Source organism: Pseudomonas sp. MIL19 (genome assembly GCF_028680365.1).
GTDB classification, from domain to species: domain Bacteria; phylum Pseudomonadota; class Gammaproteobacteria; order Pseudomonadales; family Pseudomonadaceae; genus Aquipseudomonas; species Aquipseudomonas spirodelae.
This window is the reverse complement of sequence record NZ_JAPPVG010000036.1, coordinates 1-23511: the sequence shown is the minus strand read 5'-3', so window position 1 is coordinate 23511 and position 23511 is coordinate 1. Positions and strand designations below refer to the sequence as shown.

Here is a 23511-nt window from a genome sequence, read left to right as displayed (position 1 = left end):
CGTGTGGGCAATAGCGTCAGGCCAGTTGCATCGGATAGCGAGTGACGGATGCCGTGACCAAGTTGGCTGCCGGCAGCTGAAGGATGGCTTGGTTGTGCGCGTTGGCTAACTGCAGCCAGATACTTTCCCCTGCAACGAACTGCCCATCGGGCAGCCATAAGCCATGGTGCCAGCCGTTACCCGGTGCCGGGGTGCTTTGGAGTACGCCCGGATGAGTTTGTGCGCTGGGTGCGCGACGCAGCCAGACTGGCCGCGGCAAACCTTTGAGGTAACGCAGGCCCAGGTGCAGGCCTTCACTATTAAGGTGGCGCCAGCGCACCAGGGCCAGGGTCGGTGTATCGCTGCCGGTGAGCAGCAACACTAACTGACCAATCGACAGCTGCGCTGCCTGGTCGGCATTGCACAGCAAGCGTGCGCCGCCCGGGCTGGCATCCTGCATCTGCGCGCTGGTGCGCAGCGGGCGCTGCTCCAGCAGTTGGGCATGAATAGCGCTAAGCGCCACGACCAGGCTGCATTCGCTGCGTTGATCGGCGCGGATATGGCGGCGCTGTTGGCGAACCAGCCAATGTTGCTGCACACGCTCCAGCACTTGGCGTTCGGCAGGGCTTTGCAAGGGCGCAGGATCATGCAGGGCGACCAACAAGGCGCCTAGCTCGAAACGGCGTAAATAATCAGTGCTGCCTTTCGAGGTCTGGGCGTAGCTCAGGCAGGGTTGGGCTTCGGTTAAATCAATCGTGGGCCCTTCGGCTTCATCGTCTTCATCCCAGGGCAGCAACCGCGCCAACCCGGCCAGCGGTGAAAGCGCTCCAAATAGCAGTGCGCATTCACCTTCAGCCAGGTGGAATGGGTTGCTCAGGGCCAGTAACAGCATTTGCTGATAGAGGCCGCGCAGGGTGCTCGCCGGTTGCGGAGTAAAGGCGGCCGCTACCGGCTCGTCCAGGCAGCCCTGATGCTCGCCAATCCAATACAGCAAGTGACTGTCCCGCCACAGGCTGGGCGAGGGCTCCTGATAAAGCTGATAGTGGCGCAGCAAGCTCTGCGCGAGAAAGTGCTGCGCCATGTACAAACACCAAGCCAGGTGGGGGCGTGATGGCTGACGGCCCTGCAGGATTTGCAGGAGCAGGCGTTTGAAGCCTATGGCCAGCTCATTGCACAGGCGCACAAACATTGCAGTCGGTGGATGCTCGCCTTGGTAAACCTTGCAGTAGTGCCGGTACTGGTCGCTGAAGCTTTGCAGGGTGCGTTGCCTTTCGAGTAAGGTCATGGCACTGCGGTTTAGCTTGAAGAGCAGGCTGAGCACTTGCTGCAAGGCCGGGTCCACTGGCTGCAGGCGTGCCTGTGCCAGTTGCTCGTTGAGGTCGGCAAGTGAGCCGACGTCTGTCTCGAGGATGTCTGGCACTTCCAGGCGCAAGGCATCTAATGTCATATCAACCTTATGGAATCAGGGAGCGAATGCATGGTAATGCGTTTCCAGGCGGTCATTCGTGCTGTTGCGGGCATAGGTTTAGGGCTGATGCTGGCCGGTTGCGCTGAGGATATAGGTGTCGATCAACATGGACGAAAGGTAGCGGCTGAGCGACTGGAAGGCCAGTGGTTAGTGATTAATTACTGGGCGCAGTGGTGTGCGCCGTGTCGCACCGAGATTCCCGAACTGAACGCCTTGGAGAAGCAGCTCAAAGCGCAATCCGTGCAGGTGCTTGGGGTAAATTTTGACGCGCTGCAGGGCGATAAGCTCAGCCAGGCGGCGCAAGACATGGGGATCACCTTCACGGTACTCGCGCAGGATCCCGCCGAGCGATATCAGTTGCCGCGCGCCGAGGTGCTGCCGGTGACCTATATCGTCGATCCGCAGGGCCTTATGCGTGAGCGTCTGGTCGGTGAGCAAACCGCAGCGGGCCTTAGCGCCCGCCTGGCTGCACTCAAGGCGGAGGGTTAGAGCCATGGCGCGCGTGTGTAGGCATGGCTATGTTAGCGGTCGTGTTCAAGGGGTGTACTTCCGTCAGGCGACTGTGGCGCAGGCTGAGCGTCTTGACCTCGATGGTTGGGTGCGCAACCTGGCAGACGGGCGTGTTGAAGTGCTGTTCGAGGGCGAAGAAGCGGCTGTGGACGAGTTGGCGGGCTGGTTACAGCAGGGGCCTGAGGCAGCCGAAGTGACCGCGTTGGAGTTGCAAGAACAGGCGCTGCAGCGCGTCGCCGGCTTTATCGTGCGGCGTTGAAGGCTGTTGCCGATCGGTGGCGCTGAAACAGGCCTGTAGTTGGCGAGTTCGTCCTACCGGTGCTGTGCGCCGATTCAGGGTTTGACGTACCAGAAGTCGTGCCAGAAGCCGACCACCTTGGCCGAGTAGGTGTGTTTGCCCAGGCTGCCGTTGTAGCGCGCGAGGGCGCGGTTGAGGTCGCCGTTTTCCTTGCGCAAATAGAAGCTCAAGATGGTGCAGCCGTAACGCAGGTTGGTGGCGTTGTCAGTGAGGTTGTCCTGTGGGCGGCCCAGTTCGGCTTTCCAGAAGGGCATCACCTGCATCATGCCCTGGGCACCGACCGAGGAAATAGCAAAGCGATCAAAGTGGCTTTCGGCGTGAATCAACGCAATCACCAAGTCTGGGCGCAAGCCTGCTTTGCTGGCCTCGCGATGCACCAGCCTGAGCAGGCTTAGGCGTTCCTCGGCATTCGGAATATAACGGCGCAGGCGTGTGGACATGTCCAGCAGCCACACCTCGGCATCGAAGCGATCCTGAAAGCTATCCGCTTGGGCCACGGTCTGTTGCAGCAGTGTGCGCAACTCGGGCTCAGGTGCCTGGCGTACGTCGGCCAGCCCGGCACTGCAGAGCATTATGCCGAGAAGGGCGCAGATCAGGCGCTGCCGCATGCGACTGTTAGTCGTTGCCTGGATCGGCGACCAAACGGCCGGCGTCCTTGGTCAGGGACAAGAGGAAGATCTTCTGCAGCTCCGGATCGTTGCGCGTCAGTTCAATCAGGCTCTGCTCCAGCTCGCTGGCTTCTTCTTCGAGGCCTAGCTCTGACAGACGCTTGACCCGATGCACCCATTGGGCAACGTCATCGTCTTCGAGGTCGCTGTAAATCAGTTCATGGGCTTCTTGCAGCTTGCCGCGCAAGGTGCGGCTGACCAGCAGGGAGGCGTCGGCACGTGCCGAACCTTGGTCATCCTCAACCGTCAGCAGCAGGGTGCTGATACGCGTGACATCCTGCTCGGCAAACGGGCTGTCGAGCAGGTTCAGGCGCAGGATGCCGTTACGGTCAGTCAGCAGCTCGTGGCTCTGCTCGCCTGCTTTAACCACTACCGGGCGCTCGGCCCAGGGTAGGCTGGAATACTCCATCCGGGCGTCCTGTCGGTGCTCTTCAAGGCTGGCCAGGCTCTGTTGCGAACGACCATTGGACTCGACGTTTATCGCGGGGTTAAGCCCAGCAAAACCGTAACTGATCCAGTCCTTGGTGACGCTATCAGGCAGGCTGCCGAGCAGTACCACGTTCAATACGTTGGCCCCGATGCCGCCGACCACTGCCAGTGCGCCGAGCGGTATCTCATACAGCTCGCGCCAAGGCTGGTAAGGGGTGTAGCGGTCATAGCGGCGGGTTACGTTAAATGCCGTGACCTCAAAGGTCTTTTGTTCATGCACGCGCACGCGGCGCTGCGGCAGCTCCAGTACGCGTGGCTCGCCAACATCGATCTGCAGGCTGTGGTCGAGTAATTTGCGCTCGATGCGCTCCTCGTGCTCGCTGCGCTGCGGTAACTGGTTGGCGCAACCACTGAGAAGCAAGCTGCCACCCAGAAGGGTGGCAGTAAGGCTGAGGGCGTTTCGCTTGAACATGACGGCTCTTGCTAAAGGGGCTGAAATCAGTGGCTGATACGGGCCTGGATAACACTCAGGATGTCGGCCACAGGAACAGCCTGGGCTTCGGTTTCCTTGCGGCTCTTATATTCCAGGTTACCTTCGGCCAGGCCACGGTCGCTGACGACGATGCGGTGTGGGATGCCGATCAGTTCCATGTCGGCAAATTTAATGCCTGGGCTGGTTTTTTTATCACGGTCATCCAGCAAGACTTCGAAGCCTGCCGCGGTCAGCTCGGCGTATAGCTTGTCGGTCGCTTCACGCACGGCCTCAGTCTCATAGCGCAGCGGTACCAGGGCTATTTGGAAGGGAGCGAGGGCGTCGTTCCAGAGAATGCCGCGCTCATCATTGTTCTGCTCGATGGCTGCCGCTACAACGCGGGAAACACCAATGCCGTAACAGCCCATGGTCAGTGTTACCGGCTTACCGTTCTCGCCGAGGACCTGGCAGTTTAGCGCTTCACTGTATTTAGTGCCGAGCTGGAAGATATGCCCGACTTCGATGCCGCGCTTGATTTCCAGCGTGCCTTGGCCATCCGGGCTTGGGTCGCCGGCCAGGACGTTACGCAGGTCGGCAACTTCCGGCAGCGGCAGATCACGCTCCCAGTTGACGCCGAAATAGTGCTTGTCGTCGATGTTGGCACCTGAAGCGAAATCGCTCATCAAGGCAACCGAGCGGTCGATGACGCAAGGGATTGGCAGGTTGATTGGCCCCAGCGAGCCAGGACCTGCGCCGATGGCGGCGCGAATTTCAGCTTCGCTGGCCATAACCAGTGGGCTGGCAACCAGCTCCAAGTTCGCGGCCTTGATCTCATTGAGTTCATGGTCGCCGCGTACGATCAACGCGATCAGCGTGCCTTCTTTAGCACCGTGCACGATAAGGGTTTTGATGGTTTTCTCGATCGCAATATCGAACCCCTGAACCAGCGCATCAATGGTCTTGGTGTCTGGGGTGTCGACCAGACGCATGGCTTCGCATGCGTCAGCGCGGACGGTTTCACGAGGCAGTGCTTCGGCTTTTTCGATATTGGCGGCGTAGTCGGAGGCGTTGCTGAAGGCGATATCGTCTTCACCCGACTCGGCCAGCACATGGAACTCATGGGAGCCGGTACCGCCGATAGAGCCCGTATCCGCCTGTACAGGTCGGAAGTTAAGGCCCAGGCGCGTGAATACGTTGCAGTAGGCCTGGTGCATGCGGTCGTAGGTTTGTTGCAGCGAAGCCTGATCAACGTGGAACGAGTAAGCATCCTTCATGATGAACTCGCGGCCGCGCATCACGCCGAAGCGCGGACGCGTTTCGTCACGGAACTTGGTCTGGATCTGGTACAGGTTGATCGGCAGCTGCTTGTAGCTATTCAGCTCGTTGCGCGCCAGGTCGGTGATCACTTCTTCGTGGGTCGGGCCGGCACAGAAGTCGCGACCATGACGGTCCTTCATGCGCAGCAGTTCAGGGCCGTATTGCTCCCAGCGGCCTGACTCTTGCCACAGTTCGGCGGGCTGGATGCCAGGCATCAGCACTTCCAGCGCGCCGGCGGCATTCATTTCCTCGCGAACAACTTTCTCAACCTTGCGCAACACACGCAGGCCCATGGGCAGCCAGGTGTAGAGGCCAGAAGCCAATTTGCGGATCATGCCGGCACGTAGCATCAACTGATGGCTGATCACTACGGCATCGGAAGGGTTTTCTTTAAGGGTCGAGAGCAGGAACTGGCTAGTACGCATATTTGGCTGTTCTGTCGTTTGCAAGAGGATTTCAATGGCCAGCATTGTACGGTGCCTGTACAGATGCGTACAGGCGGCTGGCGTGTGCTGATAAAAAGGAGATGAGTGTGTCGATATTGACGGCAGAGCAGGTGCAGGCGCTGATTCGCGCAGGGTTACCTATGGCGGAAGACATTAACCTGTGCATCGATCGACTGGATGCTAAGGGCGCGCTGGCGCGCGTGCCATTTCACAGCAAACTGGTGCGGCCCGGCGGCACGCTGTCTGGTCCAACCATCATGGCGCTGGCCGACGCGGCGATGTATGCCGTGGTGCTCGGCAGCCTCGGGCGGGTGGAGATGGCTGTAACGTCCAACTTGAATATAAATTTTTTGGTTAAACCAAAGCCGGTGGATCTATTAGCTGAGGCGCGCATATTGCGCTTGAGTCGTAGGCAGGCTGTGTGCGAAGTGTCGGTCTATTCGCAGGGTAATGAAGAAGAGTTGGTGGCGCATGTGACTGGAACTTATGCCTTGCCGCTTTAAGTTTATATAGGCAATAAAAAAAGCCCGACCTAAGTCGGGCTTTTCTTACCTGCTGAACGGTCTGAAATTACAGAACGCTCAGTGGGTATTCGACGATCAGACGGAAATCGTTGAGGTCGGCTGAGTAGTTGTCGTTCTGCGAGCTGTTTCCACGGTAAATCGCGCTGCGGATTCGGAAGGACAGATCCTTAGCCGCACCGTTTTGCACAACATACTTGGTTTCGAAGTTGAATTCGTTCTCTTCGCCTTCTTCTACGCCTGGGCCAAAGTCAGCATTGTCGCCGGTGATATAGCGAGCCATAAAGCTTAGGCCAGGCACACCATAGGATGCCATGTCCAAGTTATAGTTGGCTTGCCAGGATCTTTCATCCTTGCTGTTGAAGTCAGAGATTTGGACTGAGTTACCCAGCCAAATTGTGCCACCGCCATCAATGCCATAGTTGTGGCCGGTATCACCAGTAGAGCGTTGGTGAACGATACCAAAGCTATGAGCGCCAATGGAGTAAACAGCACCCAGGCTCCAGATTTTATTGTCTACTTCGCCAGCAAGGGCTTTGCCCTCATCATCGGTTTTGTAGAAGTTAAAGTCGAATGCCAGCGCCTGCTCGTCAGCGATAGGCAGGTTGTAGTTCAGGTTGACGTATTTCTTTTTCCAAAAATCTTCAATATCAGAGGCGTGGATGGCGCCGCTAAAGTTGTCGGTAAAGCTGTAGCTTGCACCGACAATATTTGCTGATTTCAGGGAGTGGCCCTTCTGGGCTTTGCTATCTCTGCCTGTTGCAGTTTGGCTGTTGAGAGCGGTGAAGCGACCTGCGCTCAGCTCTAAACCTTCGATCTCATTGCTAACCAAATAGGTACCAGTTGCAACTTCCGGAAGGATGCGGGCGTCATCGGTGGAAAATACCGGGCTGCCAACGAACTGATTACCGTGTTTAAGTACCGTGTCGGAGATGCGGAACTTGATAGCGCCGCCAACTTCGGTTTGGGTATCTTCGCCGCGGCCATCGCTATCGTTGGCGAACTGGCCAGTGCCAGTACGGCCGCGACCGCTGTCCAGCTTGATGCTGCTCAGGCTGTGCGCATCGAAGCCGACGCCAACGGTACCTTGAGTGAAGCCGGATTCGAACAGCAGGCGGATACCCAGGCCGGTTTCTTCGATGTAGCCATTTTCTTTGGCGTTGTAGTCGGGGCTGCTATTAGCGCCGTTCTTGAAGTCACGGTTCAGGTACAGAGCGCGATTAAAGATATTGAAGCTGCTGTCTTCAACAATGCCCTTGGATTCGGACTGGCTGGATGCCACTGCCATTTGGGTAGTGCCCGCTGCTACTGCGAGGGCGATTACGCTCCACTTCATCACTTGCATCGTGATTGCTCCTTTGGTTTATAAAAGTTGCGCCGCCCTGCTGGTTGTTGTATGGCGGCTCTTTTCTTTTTGTGTCGGCGATAACTTATAGCACGCTGCCTATGTTGGCGATAGTTGCAATCTATCCATTGCGTTTTCTTCAAAGCTGTGTCGCAAAGCCTATGACGCATGTCGCAATTTTGTAGATGCTGCAGGCGTGCTGTAAGTCATTACTGACGGATTTTTGCGCTTGTCTGCTGATTATTTTCTGCAGGCGAGCGGCGCGATACGATTCGTCAGGGATTGCTAAGCAATAGTCGTGCACAAAATGCCAAAGGCCTTTTTTTAGTCGCTAGGCGACTTGCGTCGTCACTTTTTTCGGGATGTTGTTTTGGGTCTTTGAGGATTTTCAGGCGTTATTTCTATTTCTATCGTCTGCTTCAGGTTTTTTTGTTGATTGTGGTTTCCTGGGTTTTCAGAGGTTTGCAATTGGATCGTGCCTGTCTGGCAGGTGCCTGCTGTGTTGGGATTACCGAAGGGAACAGTTTTGGTGCGCGGGCGTGGGACGGTTCTGTTGAGTGCTTTCTAATGGTGCGAAGCTTGTGGGGCTGCACCGTGGATGCTGGAGGCACTGCTTCGGCGTATCCTGCATTGCGGGTATTTGCATGCTCTAGCTGAGCTGCTGGCTACCTTGGCTCGGGTGTCGCAGTCGGGTGCAGTTGCTCGGCCTGTTTGATCGTTGTCAAAACACTGTGGGTGGATTTTTAGGGGTAATGGTGATGTTTGTTCTGGATTCGCGTTTGCAGCAGGACACGCTTTTATTGGGTGATTACCCGTTGTGCAGTCTGCTGCTGATGAATGATGCGCAGTACCCGTGGTTTATCTTAGTGCCGCGTCGTGAGGCTGTGAGTGAGCTGTTTCAGTTGGATGCAGCGGATCAGCTGCAGCTCTGGCAGGAAACTAATCGCTTGGCTGAAGTGCTTAAAGACTGTTTTGCAGCGGATAAAATGAATGTCGCTACGCTGGGGAATGTGGTCAGCCAGCTGCATATGCATGTCATCGTGCGTCGTCGCAATGACGTGGCCTGGCCCGCGCCTGTATGGGGTAAGCATCCTGCGCAGCCTTATAGTGCTGAGCAGTTAGTGGCGCTGAAGGCTCGGTTGCGGCTGATTTTGACTGAGGGTTTCTGTTTTGCTGAGGGCTGATTGGTGGACGTAGAAGAGCGCATCAACGATTTACAAAGCCGCCTGGCCTTTCAAGATGACACGATTCAGGCACTCAACGATGCACTAGTAGCGCAACAGCGGTTGCTGGAGCGTTTGCAGTTGCAGGTCGCTGCACTGATCAAGCGGCAGGAGGAGGTGGGGTCGCAATTCGGCATGGCCGAGGATGAGGCGCCGCCGCCGCATTATTGAGTCCCTAAAATACAAAAGGCCCGCATGTGCGGGCCTTTTTGTTTTTTGGATTAGCGTCTTGCGGGCAGTGCGGCGATCACATCCTCGGCCTGCAGGCCTTTATCGCGGTGCATTACGGCGAACTCGACCCGCTGGCCTTCTACCAGTACGCGGTGGCCTTCACCGCGAATGGCGCGAAAGTGCACAAAAATATCGTCACCCGAGTCGCGGGAGATAAAGCCGAAACCCTTCGAGGTGTTGAACCATTTCACGGTGCCCGTTTCGCGGTCGCCCAGGTCATGCGAGCTAGAGACGTTGCGTGACTTGAGGCGCAGGTTGGTCGCCAGGTGCAGAGCTACTGCGGCGGCGATGATGATTAGGCTAAACAGGCTGGCAGGTTGGTTGGCGATTTCTGCTAGGGGGGCTAGTAGGATCAAGGCTTGTAGCAGGCTGCCAATTACCAGGAGTGCTGAAACCAGGCTTTGCGCTTGATGGCGCAGGCCGGCATGCCAGATCGGCAGTTGCGGAGCGAGTAGAAGGTTAAGTAGGCCGAACAGTGCGAGGCACAGGGCGTCGGGATGGCTTAAAAGTGACTGCGGCGCGTCGCTGAAGGCTGGAGCAAAAGAAAGTAGCAGGGCGATAGCGCCCGTCAGGAGATGGACAATTTTCAACATGTTCGATTAGCTCACTCAATTTATAAGGTCAACGGAGGGCTGGCTGCGCGTATTTGGCGTTGCAAGGGAGGAGTAGAAGCGCGTGGTACCAGCCGATGTGCCAGTGTGCCGAACCAAGGCTGCGGTTCAGCGGCACGGGGCGTATTTAACAGTAAAGAGGCGGGGTTCTCAATCAGGCTCTGAGTGCAGTATCGCTTGGGTTGGGGTTTACCTGATTGCGGCCATTACGCTTGGCTTGATAAAGCGCATCATCGGCGCGCGTGAGAAGTGTTTCCAGGGTGTCGCCTTGTTCGGCAAGGGCGAAACCAAAGGAGGCTGTGATGCTGTCGAGTACTTCGTCGGTACGGCGCACCTTGATGCGCAGTGACTGGATTTTCAGGCGCAACTGCTCGGCAAGAGCATGAGCAGTAGAACTGTCGAAGCAGTCACGCAAGATGATGCAGAACTCCTCACCGCCATAGCGGGCGGCAATGGCGCGCGCAGGGAGGGCGTCGCGTAGTAGTTGACCAACATGCTGCAGTACGCGATCACCCAGGGGGTGCCCGTATTGGTCGTTGAACTGTTTGAAATAGTCGATATCCAGCATCACTAGGGCGACGCCGTTGTAATCCGTGCTCAGGGTTTGTTCAAGCAATCGGCTGAAGGCGTTGCGGTTGAATACCTGTGTCAGGTTATCCAGTGTTGCGGCAATGTGGGCGCGTTCGAGTTGGCCACGCAGGGTCTTGATTTCCTGCTGGGCAGCATTCAGTCGATTTAGAAATTGGGTTTGCTGATTCTGCATCAGCTGAGTGCTTTCTTGCAGCTCGTTCAAGACGCTAGGCAGGTCGTCGATGATCGGTTCTTGTAGGGCGGCGAGGCCGAGCTTCAGGCTGACTTGATAGTTACTGCTGCCGGTGATGCTGAGTGAAACATCGCCTTCTATGTCGTCGACCAGTTCGATGACTTGTTGTTGCCCTGCGCGCGCTTCTTCGAGTTCGCCATGGATGATGTAGTCACGAAACAGCTTGACTGCGGTTTCCGGAGGAAAGCTGTCAAAGTCTGCGACGGTCTTATCCAGGCGGCGATTAAGTTCTGGCTCAAGCCCTTTGCTGTAGGTGTACCAGAGGGCGTAGTGCACCGGATTCGGTGGAATGCCATGGCGCATCATCAGGGGGACTGATTTTTTTAGAAGCGCGGCAGCGTCGCGCGTTTCTTCGGGATACAGCTCTAATATCCCGGGTGCTTTTTTGGGAGTGTTCATGCACATCACTGTGTCAGGGGTCCAATTGGCCAAAGCATAGAACAGCTGTTGTTCATTCGCCTAGCAAAAGGCCCGTGGGTGCTGGGTCAATCGCTTTAGGTGTCTAAGGCTGGCGGCTAAATCTGTATGGCTCGCCACCTAAAAACAATAAACCTCGAGAAGTGCTCCCGAGGTTTATTGTTTTTAGGTTTACGCCAGGCAAGGTTTTGGCTTGTTTATGCGGCCAGCAGGCTACGCAGCATCCAGGCGGTTTTTTCATGGACTTGCATGCGCTGGGTCAACAGGTCAGCTGTAGGTTCGTCGCTGACTTTATCCAACAGCGGAAAGATCCCGCGGGCTGTGCGTACAACGGCTTCATGGCCTTGAACCAGTAGTTTGATCATGTCTTGTGCATCTGGAACGCCTTCTTCTTCTTTAATAGAGGAGAGGCGAGCGTAGGCTGCATAGGTGCCCGGTGCTGGGAAGCCCAGGGTGCGAATACGCTCTGCAATATCGTCCACGGCCAGTGCCAGCTCGGTGTATTGGCCTTCAAACATCAAATGCAGGGTGTTGAACATTGGGCCGGTGACGTTCCAATGGAAGTTGTGGGTTTTCAGGTACAGCGTGTACGTGTCAGCGAGTAAGCGCGACAAGCCCTCAGCGATGGCGGCGCGATCCTGCTCGGCAATACCAATGTTGATTTCCATACCATTTATCCTCTCAGGTGGAGCGGGTAGCTGCTCTTTGATGGGCAAAGCCTAACATGGCGGCTGTTGAGCTTTATCCTGCTTTATATCAATAGAAGTGCTGTTTGGATGATATTGCCGAGCCGGGGTTCAATTTTCTAGCGGCGCGTTGTGTGCTTAGCGGTTGATGCGGTTTCGCTGGTCTGGCGATGAGCCAGTTCTGGATGCTGCTGAAGTGTTTGATTGAAAAGCTCAACCCAGTGAGCACTGAACTGAGTCCCTGCAAGGTTGTTGATTTCGAGAATGGCGCGCAGCAGTGGGCGCTTGTTCAGTGTTTGGTGGGCGCGCTCATGCGTTCGCGCGTCGAAGGTGTCGACGATGCCAATAATAAGGGCGCCGGGGCTGGTTTCGATTTCTTTCAGGCCTTTGGGGTAGCCACTGCCGTCCGCACGCTCCTGATGCTGCAAGACGATTTCCGCGGCTGAATGCCAATGAGGCATCCGCTTGAGCAGGTCATGGGCGATGCGCGGATGCGATTGCATTCGACGACGTTCTTCATGGGTGAAATTGGCCTCTTTGTGCAGCATGTCCAGCGGCAAGAAGGCCATGCCCACGTCGTGCAAGCAGATGGCTGCGGCCAATTGCGCAGGCTGTTCTGGGGTGCCGCCCAGTTGGTTGATGGCCAGGGCCAGATCGAGCTGACGTAGCCCGCGGCCTTGCCAGTAGTTAGAGCGACGTTCGCTGGCGTGCATCAAATCGACAAAGAACAGCAGGTCAGCATCAAGCTCAATGCCGTAGCGCCTCAGTAGTTCGGCAACCGCAGGTTGTTCAGTGGTGTGGAGAGTGGCGGCTTCAGAACTGGGGTCGAGTTGTTGTAGCAGTGCGCTACGCATGCCGGTTTGTTGCGCTGCAGGTATGTGCGCAAGGTGGCTGAGTGCCTGGGCAAGGGCCTGGCTCTGGCTGTCGCTAAGTTGTGCCTCTGGGCCGCCGTATGCGTAATGGATAAGCGCTTTGAGATGGTCGAGGGTTAGCAAGAGAATGTCGCCCAGTAAGCTGTCAAAACTTAGCTCGCCCTCGCGCAAGCAAGACAGTATATCCTCCATGGCTTGTGGAATGCTCATCAGCGCATCTAGTCCGACGCAGCCCAGATTGCCTTTGACTGTATGGATCAAGCGAAACAACTCACGCAGACGCTCGTTATCAGTGGGTGCATGCTCAAGCTCGATCAGTAATTGCTCGCAGCGTTGGAATTGTTCGCTGGACTCCAGGCGAAAGTCTTCGAGCAAATCGCTGGATAATTCAGCCAAGTCTGGCCTGCTCATAGGCGTCTCCACTCACCGATAGTCTGAAAGCTGCATGCCTGAGTATAGGAAAGGCTGGCGATGGCGCTTAGGGCGGCGGCTGCACGTGACGGCTTAACCATATATAATCCCGCCCTTTGCCGTGTTTTGTGGGGGCTTGCGGGCGATTGCGTATGCGTCGCTGGTCAGTTACCGCCCATGAAATCAGCGCAATTGCGGGAAAAGGCGCATGCGCCAGCCGGCCAACGAGCGTCGCATTGATTGCGGCCCAACGAATTCAAGACTCAGAGAAGCGATTACCACCATGATGCGCAGCCATTATTGCGGCCAACTGAACGAGAGCCTGGACGGCCAGGAAATCACCCTTTGCGGTTGGGTACATCGCCGCCGTGACCATGGCGGGGTGATTTTCCTCGACATTCGTGACCGTGAAGGTCTGGCTCAGGTGGTGTTCGACCCGGATCGTGCCGAAACCTTTGCAGCGGCTGACAAAGTGCGCAGCGAATATGTGGTGAAAATCACCGGCAAGGTGCGCTTGCGTCCGGCGGGTGCCGGCAACGCCAACATGGCCTCCGGCGCGATTGAAGTGCTGGGTTATGAGTTGGAAGTGCTCAACGAAGCGGAAACCCCGCCGTTCCCACTTAACGAATACACCGATGTCGGCGAAGAAACGCGCCTGCGTTACCGCTTTATCGACCTGCGTCGCCCAGAAATGGCGGCCAAGTTGAAGCTGCGTTCGAGCATCACCAGCAGCATTCGTCGCTACCTTGACGACAACGGTTTCCTTGATGTGGAAACCCCGATCCTCACCCGCGCCACGCCAGAAGGTGCGCGCGATTATCTGGTGCCAAGCCGCACCCACGCTGGCAGCTTCTTCGCGCTGCCGCAGTCGCCACAGCTGTTCAAGCAGCTGCTGATGGTCGCCGGCTTCGACCGCTACTACCAGATTGCCAAGTGCTTCCGTGACGAAGATCTGCGTGCCGACCGTCAGCCTGAGTTCACTCAGATCGACATCGAAACCAGCTTCCTCGATGAAGCGGACATCATGGCCATCACCGAGAAGATGATTCGCCAGCTGTTTAAAGAAGTGCTGGATGTTGAATTCGGCGAGTTGCCGCACATGACCCTGGCCGAAGCCATGCGCCGTTATGGTTCGGACAAGCCGGACCTGCGTAACCCGCTGGAGCTGGTGGACGTTGCCGATCAGCTCAAAGATGTCGACTTCAAAGTCTTCGCCGGCCCAGCTAACGATGCGAAGTGCCGCGTTACCGCTTTGCGCGTACCAGGCGGGGCGAGCATGCCGCGCAAGCAGATCGACGATTACACCAAGTTCGTCGGCATCTACGGTGCCAAAGGCCTGGCCTACATCAAGGTCAACGAACGCGCTGCTGGCGTTGAAGGTCTGCAGTCGCCGATCGTTAAGAACATCCCGCTGGACAACATCAATGTGATCTTTGATCGCGTCGGTGCGGTCGACGGCGACATCGTGTTCTTCGGCGCGGATAAGGCCAAGATCGTTTCCGAGGCATTGGGCGCGCTGCGTATCAAGCTGGGTCACGACCTCAACCTGCTGACTTGCGAGTGGGCACCGCTGTGGGTTGTTGACTTCCCAATGTTCGAAGAGAACGACGACGGTAGCCTGACCGCCATGCATCACCCGTTCACTGCACCGAAATGCACTCCGGCTGAGCTGGAAGCCAACCCGGCGGCCGCACTGTCGCGTGCCTATGACATGGTGCTCAACGGCACTGAGCTGGGTGGCGGTTCGATCCGTATCCACGATAAGTCGATGCAACAGACGGTGTTCCGCGTACTGGGCATCAGCGAAGACGAGCAGCAGGAGAAGTTCGGCTTCCTCCTCGATGCCCTGAAGTTCGGTGCGCCGCCTCACGGTGGTTTGGCCTTCGGTCTGGATCGCTTGGTGATGTTGATGACCGGTGCGCAGTCGATTCGCGAAGTGATTGCTTTCCCGAAAACCCAGAGCGCGGCCTGTGTTATGACGCAGGCGCCGGGTGAGGTGGATAACAAGTCGTTGCGCGAGTTGCACATTCGTCTGCGCGAACAGCCGAAAGCGGAATAAAGCATCAAAAGAAGCCTGGTTTTCCAGGCTTCTTCTTTATGGTTGGGCGCAGCGGCTGAACTGCTTCAGCGGCTGCACTCGATATTGAATCTGAAGCAAACGGAGTGAGTTATGGCTGGTCATTCCAAGTGGGCCAACATCAAGCACCGCAAAGGGCGTCAGGACGCCAAGCGCGGCAAGATTTTCACCAAAATCATTCGTGAGCTGACCGTTGCGGCCAAGCACGGCGGCCCAGTGCCGGCGGATAACCCACGTCTGCGCCTGGCGGTGGACAAAGCGCTGACCGCCAACATGTCGCGTGATGTCATCGATCGGGCGATTGCGCGTGGCGCCGGTAACAATGATGCCGACAACGTTGCGGAGCTGAGCTATGAAGGCTACGCCGTGGGTGGTGTGGCGATTATCGTTGAGGCCATGACCGACAACCGTAACCGTACGGCTGCGGAAGTGCGCCATGCCTTCACCAAGTGTGGCGGCAACCTCGGTACCGATGGCTCGGTGGCCTATATGTTCGACCGCAAAGGCCAGCTCAGCTTTGCACCAGGTGTTGACGAAGATGCGCTGATGGACGCGGCCCTGGAGGCTGGCGCCGATGACGTGGAAATGGGTGAAGATGGCTCGGCGCTGGTCTCCACCAGTTTTGCTGATTTTCATGCCGTTAACGAGGCGCTCAGTGCGGCAGGCTTTAAGCCTGAGGACGCTGAAATTGCCATGATCCCTTCGATTAGCGCGCCGATTACCGATCTGGATACTGCGCAGAAGGTCATCAAGCTGATCGACATGTTGGAAGACCTCGACGATGTGCAGGAGGTTTACCACAACGCCGAGATTCCTGATGAGCTGATGGAGCAGCTTGGCTGATCGTCTTTGGCTTTAGCGAAACCGGAAGGGATTGGGTGAATAACCCAGCACTTCCGGTTTTTTTATGGGCGCTGGCTGGGTGACGCAAGCCTGGCCGAGCTCTATACTCGCGAACTGGATAAATAGACAGTGTGCCGGCTGAGTTGGCAGGTACCTTGAGTGAGCGCTAGGCATGACCTTGATTCTCGGCATCGACCCGGGTTCGCGCATTACCGGCTACGGCGTGGTGCGCGATAACGGGCGTAATTGCGAATATGTCGCCTCAGGCTGTATTCGTACGGGCAATGGCTCCATGCCGGAGCGTCTGCAGGTGGTGTTTCGCGGTGTGCGCGAGGTCATTGAAACCTACGGGCCGGTCACCATGGGTATCGAGCAGGTGTTTATGGCGCGCAACCCAGATTCCGCGCTTAAGCTCGGTCAGGCGCGTGGCGTGGCCATCGTCGCGGGGATTGAGGCCGGTCTGGATATCGCCGAATACACCGCGACTCAAGTTAAACAGGCGATTGCCGGCACCGGCGGGGCGGACAAGGAGCAAGTGCAAATGATGGTTATGCACTTGCTCAAATTGGTGCAGAAGCCACAGATTGATGCCTCTGATGCCCTGGCGATTGCCTTGTGCCATGCCCATCATCGACAAAGTCTAATTCCTCACGGCCTGGTCGGCGCCAAGCGTCGCGCAGGTCGCCTTCGTTTGTAACGTAATTTTTAAGGAAAGCAGCGGTGATCGGACGTTTGCGCGGCACCCTGGCGGAAAAGCAGCCGCCTCATGTGATTGTTGACATAAATGGTTTGGGTTATGAGTTGGAAGTCCCCATGACCACCCTGTACCGTTTGCCCTCGGTGGGCGAGCCGCTGACGCTGCACACCCATTTGGTGGTGCGTGAAGACGCGCATCTGCTCTATGGTTTTTTTGAGAAGCGTGAGCGCGAGTTGTTTCGTGAGCTCATCCGCCTGAATGGCGTCGGCCCGAAGCTGGCACTGGCCTTGATGTCGGGGCTTGAGGTCGATGAATTGGTGCGTTGCGTGCAGGCGCAAGACACCTCGGTGTTGGTGAAAATCCCAGGGGTCGGCAAGAAAACCGCGGAGCGTTTGCTGGTTGAGTTGAAGGACCGCTTCAAGGCTTGGGAGACCGTTCCCGGCATGTCGAACTTGGTGGTTGAACCTCGCGCCGGCGGTGCAGTCTCAAGCGCGGAGAATGATGCTGTCAGCGCACTTATTTCGCTCGGCTACAAACCCCAGGAAGCCAGTCGCGCCGTCTCAGCTATTAAGGAAGAAGGTTTGAGCAGTGAAGATATGATTCGTCGAGCCCTTAAGGGAATGGTCTAGTGCTAGAAGCTGATCGTCTGATTACCGCCACCCCCCGCGATCGTGACGAACAGGTCGACCGCGCTATTCGCCCGCTTAAGCTGGCTGAGTACATTGGTCAGCCAAGCGTGCGTGAGCAGATGGAGCTGTTTATCCAGGCCGCCCGTGGGCGCAGTGAAGCGCTCGATCACACCCTGATTTTCGGCCCACCTGGCCTAGGCAAAACGACCCTGGCCAATATCATCGCTCAGGAAATGAACGTCTCCATCAAGAGCACGTCCGGCCCAGTGCTGGAGCGGCCGGGCGATCTGGCCGCGTTGCTGACCAATCTTGAGCCGGGCGATGTGCTGTTTATCGATGAGATTCATCGTCTTTCGCCGATTGTTGAAGAAGTGCTGTACCCGGCGATGGAGGACTTCCAGCTCGACATCATGATCGGTGAGGGCCCTGCAGCGCGTTCGATTAAGCTCGATCTGCCGCCCTTTACCTTGGTCGGTGCCACCACCCGTGCTGGCATGCTGACCAATCCGCTGCGTGATCGTTTCGGTATCGTCCAGCGCTTGGAGTTCTATAACACCGAAGACCTGACCACTATCATCATGCGTTCGGCGGGGATTCTGGGTTTGCCGATTGAACCTCAGGGTGCGTTCGAGATTGCGCGCCGGGCACGCGGTACGCCGCGTATTGCCAACCGCTTGCTACGTCGGGTGCGTGACTTTGCTGAAGTGCGCGGCCAGGGCGATATCACCCGGTCGATTGCCGATCTTGCGCTGAACTTGCTGGATGTCGATGAGCGGGGGTTCGATCACCAGGATCGGCGCTTGCTGCTGACCATGATTGAGAAGTTCGACGGCGGCCCGGTGGGAGTCGACAATCTGGCGGCAGCCATCAGCGAAGAGCGCCATACCATTGAAGATGTGCTGGAGCCTTATCTCATCCAGCAGGGCTACATCATGCGCACCCCGCGTGGACGTGTGGTAACCCGGCATGCCTACCTGCATTTTGGTCTGAATGTACCCAAACGCATGGGCGAACTGCCCGTGGAGCAGCAGGCTGACGGTGCGCTGGAATAAGAAAAAATACTTGCTGTACCCAATTGGCAAGACCGGGAGCTAAGACTAGAGTATGCGCGCGCAAAACGGAGTTCAGCCGTCCACCTTTCGTTGTCGGGTTTATTTCGAAGACACCGACGCAGGCGGCATCGTCTACTACGTCAATTACCTCAAATTTATGGAACGGGCTCGTACCGAACGCCTGCGTGATCTGGGTTTTCTCCAGTCGACGCTGGCCGAGGAGGGCCTGTTGTTTGTTGTGCACTCGGCTGAAGCGCGCTATCACGCGCCAGCCAGGCTCGATGATGAGCTGGTGGTAAGCGCTGAAGTGGTTGAGTTAAACCGTGCCAGCCTGCGTTTTCGTCAGCAAGTCAGGCGGGCAGCGGATGATGTGTTGCTCTGTGAAGGGCAATTTATGGTGGCCTGTGTGCGCGCCGACAATTTAAAACCCCGGGCTATTCCCCCAACTCTGCATGCGGCCTTTGCCGGGCAGGGTGGCGCGGGTACATCTAGAGCAGGAGAGTAAGCGTGGAAGCCAACGCCGTTGACCACATGTCGATGTGGAGTCTGATCAGCAACGCCAGCCTGGTGGTGCAACTGGTAATGCTGACGCTGGTGGCCGCATCGGTCACTTCGTGGGTCATGATTTTCCAGCGCACCGCTTTGTTGCGTGCGGCCAAGCGTGCCTTGGACAGTTTTGAAGAGCGCTTCTGGTCGGGTATCGATCTGTCCAAGCTCTATCGCCAGGCAGGCAGCAATCCGGACCCGGATTCCGGGCTTGAGCAAATTTTCCGCGCCGGCTTTAAAGACTTCTCACGTCTGCGCCAGCAGCCGGGTGTTGACCCGGATGCGGTGATGGATGCCGTAGCGCGCGCCATGCGCGTAGCGATCTCACGCGAAGAAGAAAAGCTGGAGCAGAGCCTGCCGTTCTTGGCCACCGTGGGGTCGACCAGCCCATATATCGGCCTGTTCGGTACTGTGTGGGGGATCATGAACTCCTTCCGCGGCTTGGCCCAAGTGCAGCAGGCAACCCTGGCTACTGTAGCGCCGGGTATTGCTGAAGCGTTGATTGCCACTGCGATTGGTTTGTTTGCGGCGATCCCGGCGGTCATTGCCTACAACCGTTTTGCCGCGCGCGGCGAAATGTTGATCGGCCGTTACTACACCTTCGCTGACGAGTTTCAGGCGATTTTGCACCGCAAAGTGCACACCAGCGACGACTAAGCCTTAGGCATTCTCAATACAGGTTTTTCAAGCCATGGCCAGAATTCGCAACAGACGCAAGCCCGTCGCCGAGATGAACGTGGTGCCCTACATCGATGTGATGTTGGTGCTGCTGGTGATCTTTATGGTGACCGCGCCGATGCTCAACCAAGGGGTTAAAGTTGACCTGCCGAAAGTCAGCAGCGAGGCCTTGCCGCAAGACAACAATGCCCAAGTGCTGACTATTTCGATCAAGGCCGATAAAACCTACTACTGGAATATGGGCACCGAGGTCGATGTCGATACCGTGCAGGACAAAGCGCTGACGCTGGAAGAGATGACTCGCGCGGTAACCGCGATCATTAATCAGAGTCGTGCCACGGGTAAGCAGGTCCAGGTCTTTGTGCGTGGCGATAAAACCGTCGACTACGGCACGGTGATGGCGGCCATGGGCGGTCTGCAGCAGGCTGACGTGGGTAACGTCGGGCTGATTACCGAGGCCCCCTGATGCAATACCAGCGCGAGCGTTCGTCCTCGGAAAGTCTGTTATGGCCTGTGGTCTGGGCAGTGGCGCTGCACGTCATCATGTTTGCCATGCTGTTTGTCAGCTTCGCTTTTGCCCCGGATCTACCGCCGGCCAAGCCGGTGGTGCAGGCAACCTTGTACAAGCTGCAATCGCAGAGTCAGGCCACCACCCAGACCAACCAGAAAATAGCCGGTGAGACGAAAAAGACCACTGCACCTGTGTACGAAACCGAACAGCTTGAGCAGAAAAAAGCGGAGCAGGAGAAAGTAGCGGCCAAGGCAGCGGAACAAAAGAAGGCGCAAGAGGCTCAGAAAGCCCAAGACGCTAAAAAAGCCGACGCTGAGAAGAAGTCTGCTGAGGCGAAAAAAGCAGCAGAGCAAAAGAAACTGGCTGACGTAGCAAAAAAGAAAGCCGCTGACGAAGCTGCCAAGAAGAAGGCCGCTGAAGACGCTAAGAAGAAAGCAGCCGAAGACGCCAAAAAGAAAGCGGCAGAAGAGGCGAAGAAAAAAGCGGCCGCTGAAGCCGCGAAGAAGAAAACAGCTGACGACGCCAAGAAGAAAGCAGCGGAGGCGGCGCAGCGAAAGGCCGTAGAAGACAAAAAGGCTGCCGCACTGGCCGAGTTGCTGTCCGAGGATGTCGGTCGTCAGCAGGCTATGGCTGACACTGTTGGTGATGAAGTGGCCGGCAGTTTGGATGATTTAATTGTCATGCTGGTGAGTCAGCAGTGGCGGCGCCCGCCTTCTGCGCGCAATGGCATGAGTGTAGAAGTCCTGATAGAAATGCTGCCCGATGGCACCATTACCAATGCTAGCGTGACGCGCTCAAGTGGCGATTCACCTTTTGATAACTCGGCCGTGCAAGCGGTGCGTAACGTCGGTCGTATCGCTGAAATGCAACAGCTGGATCGCGCCACTTTTGATCGCCTTTACCGGCAGCGTCGCGCTGTCTTCAAACCGGAGGATTTAGGTCTGTGAATACCCTGATGCGTATTGTTCTGCTCGGTCTGACCTTGCTGGTCGGCTCCGTTCAGGCCGCTGACCCGCTGGTGATCAGCAGTGGTACCGACCGTGCTACGCCTATCGCAGTCGTGCCATTTGGCTGGCAGGGCGGCAGCGTGTTGCCCGAGGATATGGCCGAAATTATCGGCAATGACCTACGCAACTCGGGCGTTTTCGAGCCGATCCCGCGGCAAAATATGATCAGCCTGCCGACTCAGGCGGCCGAAGTCATCTACCGCGACTGGCAGGCGCTAGGTGCTCAGTACGTGCTGGTAGGCAGTATTGTGCCAAACGGCGGTCGCCTGCAGATTCAGTTTGCGTTGTTCAACGTGACCACTCAGCAGCAAGTCATGACCGGCAGTGTCGGCGGTGGTGTTGATCAGCTGCGTGATATGGCGCACCACATTGCTGATCAGTCTTACGAGAAGCTCACCGGTGTGAAAGGCGCGTTTTCCACGCGCATGCTTTATGTGACTGCCGAGCGCTTTGCGGTCAACAACACCCGTTATACCTTGCAGCGCTCTGACTATGACGGCGCGCGCGCAGTCACCCTGCTGCAATCGCGTGAGCCGATCCTCTCGCCGTCGTTTGCCCCGGACGGTCGGCGGATTGCCTATGTGTCGTTCGAGCAGAAGCGTCCGCGGATCTTCGTGCAGCACATCGATACCGGTCGGCGTGAGCAGGTCACCAATTTTGAAGGCCTGAATGGCGCGCCGGCGTGGTCGCCGGATGGCAATCGTCTGGCATTTGTACTGTCCAAAGACGGCAATCCGGAAATCTATGTGATGGACATGGGCACTCGACAATTGCGCCGGGTAACCAACCAAGCCTCTATCGATACCGAGCCTTTCTGGGGCAAGGATGGCCAGACGCTTTACTTCACATCGGATCGTTCCGGTAAGCCACAAATCTACAAAACCAACATCAACAGCGGTGCGGCTGAGCGTGTGACCTTTATTGGTAACTACAACGCTAATCCGAAGCTGTCTGCTGATGAGAAAACCCTGGTTATGATTCACCGCCAGGATGGTTACACCGTGTTCAAGGTGGCTGCACAAGACCTGCAGCGCGGCAATTTGCGCATTCTTTCAGACACCAGTTTGGATGAGTCGCCCACTGTTGCGCCCAACGGCACCATGGTAGTCTACGCCACCCGCCAGCAGGGCCGGGGAGTCTTGGTTTTAGCGTCCACCAATGGACGTGTGAGGCTCCCTCTTCCTACCGCTCAAGGCGAAGTTCGAGAGCCTTCTTGGTCCCCTTACCTGAACTGATGCGGCGCTATACCGTTGTTGTTTGAAACATTGCTTAACACACTGGGGTTCATTAGGAGCTATATGATGGAAATGCTGAAATTTGGTAAGTTCGCTGCACTGGGTTTGGCTCTCGCCGTGGCTGTAGGTTGTTCCTCTAAAGGCGGTGACGCTGCTGGTGAAGGCGCTATCGATCCTAACGCTGGTTACGGTGCCAACACTGGCGCTGTTGATGGCAGCCTGAGCGAAGAAGCAGCTCTGCGCGCTATCACCACCTTCTACTTCGAATACGACAGCTCCGACCTGAAGCCAGAGGCCATGCGCGCTCTGGACGTGCACGCCAAAGACCTGCAAGGCAATGGCGCTCGCGTAGTTCTGGAAGGCCACGCTGACGAGCGCGGTACTCGTGAATACAACATGGCTCTGGGCGAGCGTCGCGCCAAGGCTGTGCAGCGTTACTTGGTACTGCAGGGCGTTTCCCCAGCTCAACTGGAACTGGTTTCCTACGGTGAAGAGCGCGCCATCGCAACTGGTAACGACGAGTCCTCGTGGGCTCAAAACCGTCGCGTCGAACTGCGTAAGTAATTCGATATGCGAACGTGCCGCCGTGCTTTAACCGTTTTGGCGCTCAGCCTGCCGCTTGCGGCGTGGGCTGAGGTTCCCGTGGTGGATAACAATGCCGGTTACGGCAGCAGTTATCCGCCAGCTGGTTACGGTGCGTCCGGCACCTACGCGGGGGCAGGAGCTGCGGCTCCTGTCTCGGCGCAGGGCATGCTGTTCAACCAGTTGCAGCAGATGCAGCAAGAGATCGCGCAGCTGCGCGGTACATTGGAAGAGCAACAGAATGAAATTCAGCGCCTTAAACAAGAAAGCCTGGAGCGTTACCAGGACCTTGATAAGCGTTTGAGTGGTGGTGCAGCAGGTGCTGCAGCCAACCAGAATTCTTCAGCCACTGGCGCGATCAATGCCAGTGGTACGCCGACCTCGCCAGCAGCGGGGCAGGCTCCGGCCAGTAATGAGCCGGCCGACCCGGCAAAGGAAAAACTGTTCTACGAAGCGGCCTTTGACCTGATTAAGGCCAAGGACTTCGACAAGGCCAGTCAGGCGTTTGCCGCGTTTCTACGCAAGTACCCGAACAGTCAGTACGCCGGTAACGCGCAGTATTGGCTGGGTGAGGTGAACCTGGCGAAGGGTGATCTGCAGGGTGCCGGTCAGGCCTTTGCACGGGTCAGTCAGGCTTACCCAAGTCATGCCAAGGTGCCGGACTCACTGTTCAAGCTGGCTGATGTCGAGCAACGCCTAGGCAATAGCGACAAGGCCAAGGGTATTCTGCAGCAGGTTATTGCGCAGTACCCAGGCAGCTCTGCCGCCCAGCTGGCGCAGCGTGATTTGCAGCGTTTGCCGTAAAGCTGGATGAGTCACAACTAAGCCCGCGCCCTGCGCGGGTTTTTTATGGTGCGCCAGGCATGGCGCGTAGCGCCGTGACTGGCGCTGTCGGGTTCACTGTGGTGGTGAGCCTGGCGACTTGGA

The 23511-nt window shown here is 57.0% G+C and carries 26 protein-coding genes and 1 pseudogene; 17 read left to right on the top strand and 10 right to left on the bottom strand.

Annotation, left to right across the window (positions count from 1 at the left end):
• Positions 1–16: 16 nt before the first annotated feature.
• A complete protein-coding gene (locus N1078_RS17200; protein ID WP_274089332.1) occupies positions 17–1426 on the bottom strand; it encodes a PilZ domain-containing protein in 1410 nt (469 codons plus the stop codon).
• A gap of 30 nt (positions 1427–1456) precedes the next feature.
• Between N1078_RS17200 and N1078_RS17195 the strand changes: the two genes are divergently transcribed.
• Both N1078_RS17195 and N1078_RS17190 read left to right on the top strand, forming a co-directional pair.
• A complete protein-coding gene (locus N1078_RS17195; protein WP_274089331.1) occupies positions 1457–1936 on the top strand; it encodes a TlpA disulfide reductase family protein in 480 nt (159 codons plus the stop codon).
• Between the two features lie 4 nt (positions 1937–1940).
• A complete protein-coding gene (locus N1078_RS17190) occupies positions 1941–2216 on the top strand; it encodes an acylphosphatase (protein ID WP_274089330.1) in 276 nt (91 codons plus the stop codon).
• Between the two features lie 74 nt (positions 2217–2290).
• Here N1078_RS17190 and N1078_RS17185 read toward each other — a convergent pair whose 3' ends face one another.
• The 3 genes from N1078_RS17185 to N1078_RS17175 are packed head-to-tail and all read right to left on the bottom strand — an operon-like array spanning position 2291 to position 5566.
• Entirely contained in the window at positions 2291–2863 is a 573-nt protein-coding gene (locus tag N1078_RS17185) for a transglycosylase SLT domain-containing protein (protein WP_274089329.1), read from the bottom strand.
• 7 nt (positions 2864–2870) lie between these two features.
• Positions 2871–3824, bottom strand: coding sequence for a hypothetical protein (locus N1078_RS17180; protein ID WP_274089328.1), 954 nt, complete (start codon positions 3822–3824; stop codon positions 2871–2873).
• A gap of 26 nt (positions 3825–3850) precedes the next feature.
• Positions 3851–5566: a proline--tRNA ligase gene (locus tag N1078_RS17175; RefSeq protein ID WP_274089327.1), complete on the bottom strand. Its 1716-nt coding sequence runs from the start codon at positions 5564–5566 to the stop codon at positions 3851–3853.
• 116 nt (positions 5567–5682) lie between these two features.
• Here N1078_RS17175 and N1078_RS17170 point away from each other — a divergent pair, with 116 nt between their 5' ends.
• On the top strand, positions 5683–6090 hold the full coding sequence (locus N1078_RS17170; protein WP_274089342.1) for a PaaI family thioesterase: 408 nt from the start codon (positions 5683–5685) through the stop codon (positions 6088–6090).
• Between the two features lie 67 nt (positions 6091–6157).
• On the opposite strand, the gene N1078_RS17165 is transcribed toward N1078_RS17170, so the two are convergent.
• Entirely contained in the window at positions 6158–7453 is a 1296-nt protein-coding gene (locus tag N1078_RS17165; RefSeq protein ID WP_274089326.1) for an OprD family porin, read from the bottom strand.
• A 758-nt stretch (positions 7454–8211) separates the two neighbouring features.
• On the opposite strand from N1078_RS17165, the gene N1078_RS17160 reads away from it, so the two are divergent.
• Together N1078_RS17160 and N1078_RS17155 are read left to right on the top strand one after the other, a co-directional pair.
• A complete protein-coding gene (locus N1078_RS17160) occupies positions 8212–8637 on the top strand; it encodes an HIT family protein (RefSeq protein WP_274089341.1) in 426 nt (141 codons plus the stop codon).
• Between the two features lie 3 nt (positions 8638–8640).
• Entirely contained in the window at positions 8641–8847 is a 207-nt protein-coding gene (locus tag N1078_RS17155) for a SlyX family protein (RefSeq protein WP_274089325.1), read from the top strand.
• Positions 8848–8897: 50 nt separating this feature from the next.
• Here the strand turns inward: N1078_RS17155 and N1078_RS19740 are convergent, their stop codons facing one another.
• The 5 genes and pseudogenes from N1078_RS19740 to N1078_RS17135 form a co-directional block, all read right to left on the bottom strand.
• Complete coding sequence (locus tag N1078_RS19740) at positions 8898–9122, bottom strand: cold shock domain-containing protein (protein ID WP_244153932.1); 225 nt, start codon at positions 9120–9122, stop codon at positions 8898–8900.
• A 57-nt stretch (positions 9123–9179) separates the two neighbouring features.
• Positions 9180–9500: pseudogene (locus N1078_RS19735) on the bottom strand (cold shock domain-containing protein membrane protein); the annotation flags it as partial.
• A gap of 172 nt (positions 9501–9672) precedes the next feature.
• On the bottom strand, positions 9673–10740 hold the full coding sequence (locus N1078_RS17145; protein ID WP_274089323.1) for a GGDEF domain-containing protein: 1068 nt from the start codon (positions 10738–10740) through the stop codon (positions 9673–9675).
• Positions 10741–10955: 215 nt separating this feature from the next.
• On the bottom strand, positions 10956–11426 hold the full coding sequence (locus N1078_RS17140) for a Dps family protein (protein WP_274089322.1): 471 nt from the start codon (positions 11424–11426) through the stop codon (positions 10956–10958).
• Positions 11427–11563: 137 nt separating this feature from the next.
• On the bottom strand, positions 11564–12727 hold the full coding sequence (locus N1078_RS17135) for an HD domain-containing phosphohydrolase (protein ID WP_274089321.1): 1164 nt from the start codon (positions 12725–12727) through the stop codon (positions 11564–11566).
• A gap of 283 nt (positions 12728–13010) precedes the next feature.
• Between N1078_RS17135 and aspS the strand changes: the two genes are divergently transcribed.
• The 12 genes from aspS to ybgF all read left to right on the top strand — a co-directional run bounded on the left by aspS (position 13011) and on the right by ybgF (position 23388).
• A complete protein-coding gene (gene aspS / locus N1078_RS17130; protein ID WP_274089320.1) occupies positions 13011–14786 on the top strand; it encodes an aspartate--tRNA ligase in 1776 nt (591 codons plus the stop codon).
• Between the two features lie 111 nt (positions 14787–14897).
• A complete protein-coding gene (locus tag N1078_RS17125) occupies positions 14898–15647 on the top strand; it encodes a YebC/PmpR family DNA-binding transcriptional regulator (RefSeq protein ID WP_274089319.1) in 750 nt (249 codons plus the stop codon).
• 172 nt (positions 15648–15819) lie between these two features.
• Positions 15820–16344, top strand: a complete 525-nt coding sequence (gene ruvC / locus N1078_RS17120; protein ID WP_274089318.1) for a crossover junction endodeoxyribonuclease RuvC — start codon at positions 15820–15822, stop codon at positions 16342–16344.
• 23 nt (positions 16345–16367) lie between these two features.
• Positions 16368–16973, top strand: coding sequence for a Holliday junction branch migration protein RuvA (ruvA, locus tag N1078_RS17115; protein WP_274089317.1), 606 nt, complete (start codon positions 16368–16370; stop codon positions 16971–16973).
• Positions 16973–18025: a Holliday junction branch migration DNA helicase RuvB gene (gene ruvB / locus N1078_RS17110; RefSeq protein WP_274089316.1), complete on the top strand. Its 1053-nt coding sequence runs from the start codon at positions 16973–16975 to the stop codon at positions 18023–18025. The genes ruvA and ruvB overlap by 1 nt, the downstream gene beginning before the upstream one ends.
• Before the next feature lie 52 nt (positions 18026–18077).
• Positions 18078–18530 carry a tol-pal system-associated acyl-CoA thioesterase gene (gene ybgC, locus N1078_RS17105; RefSeq protein ID WP_274089315.1) on the top strand — a complete coding sequence of 151 codons (453 nt, stop codon included), beginning with the start codon at positions 18078–18080 and terminating at the stop codon, positions 18528–18530.
• Between the two features lie 2 nt (positions 18531–18532).
• On the top strand, positions 18533–19228 hold the full coding sequence (tolQ, locus tag N1078_RS17100) for a protein TolQ (RefSeq protein ID WP_274089314.1): 696 nt from the start codon (positions 18533–18535) through the stop codon (positions 19226–19228).
• A 34-nt stretch (positions 19229–19262) separates the two neighbouring features.
• On the top strand, positions 19263–19715 hold the full coding sequence (gene tolR / locus N1078_RS17095; protein WP_274089313.1) for a protein TolR: 453 nt from the start codon (positions 19263–19265) through the stop codon (positions 19713–19715).
• The gene (gene tolA / locus N1078_RS17090) at positions 19715–20707 is read left to right on the top strand and encodes a cell envelope integrity protein TolA (protein WP_274089312.1); all 993 of its coding nucleotides are present in this window, start codon (positions 19715–19717) and stop codon (positions 20705–20707) included. Before tolR ends, tolA begins: the two co-directional genes overlap by 1 nt.
• Entirely contained in the window at positions 20704–22002 is a 1299-nt protein-coding gene (gene tolB, locus N1078_RS17085; protein WP_274089311.1) for a Tol-Pal system beta propeller repeat protein TolB, read from the top strand. The genes tolA and tolB overlap by 4 nt, the downstream gene beginning before the upstream one ends.
• Before the next feature lie 66 nt (positions 22003–22068).
• A complete protein-coding gene (gene pal / locus N1078_RS17080; protein ID WP_090237783.1) occupies positions 22069–22566 on the top strand; it encodes a peptidoglycan-associated lipoprotein Pal in 498 nt (165 codons plus the stop codon).
• Positions 22567–22572: 6 nt separating this feature from the next.
• Positions 22573–23388 (top strand): tol-pal system protein YbgF, encoded by an 816-nt coding sequence (gene ybgF, locus N1078_RS17075; protein ID WP_274089310.1) that lies wholly within the window; start codon positions 22573–22575, stop codon positions 23386–23388.
• Positions 23389–23511 lie beyond the last annotated feature (123 nt).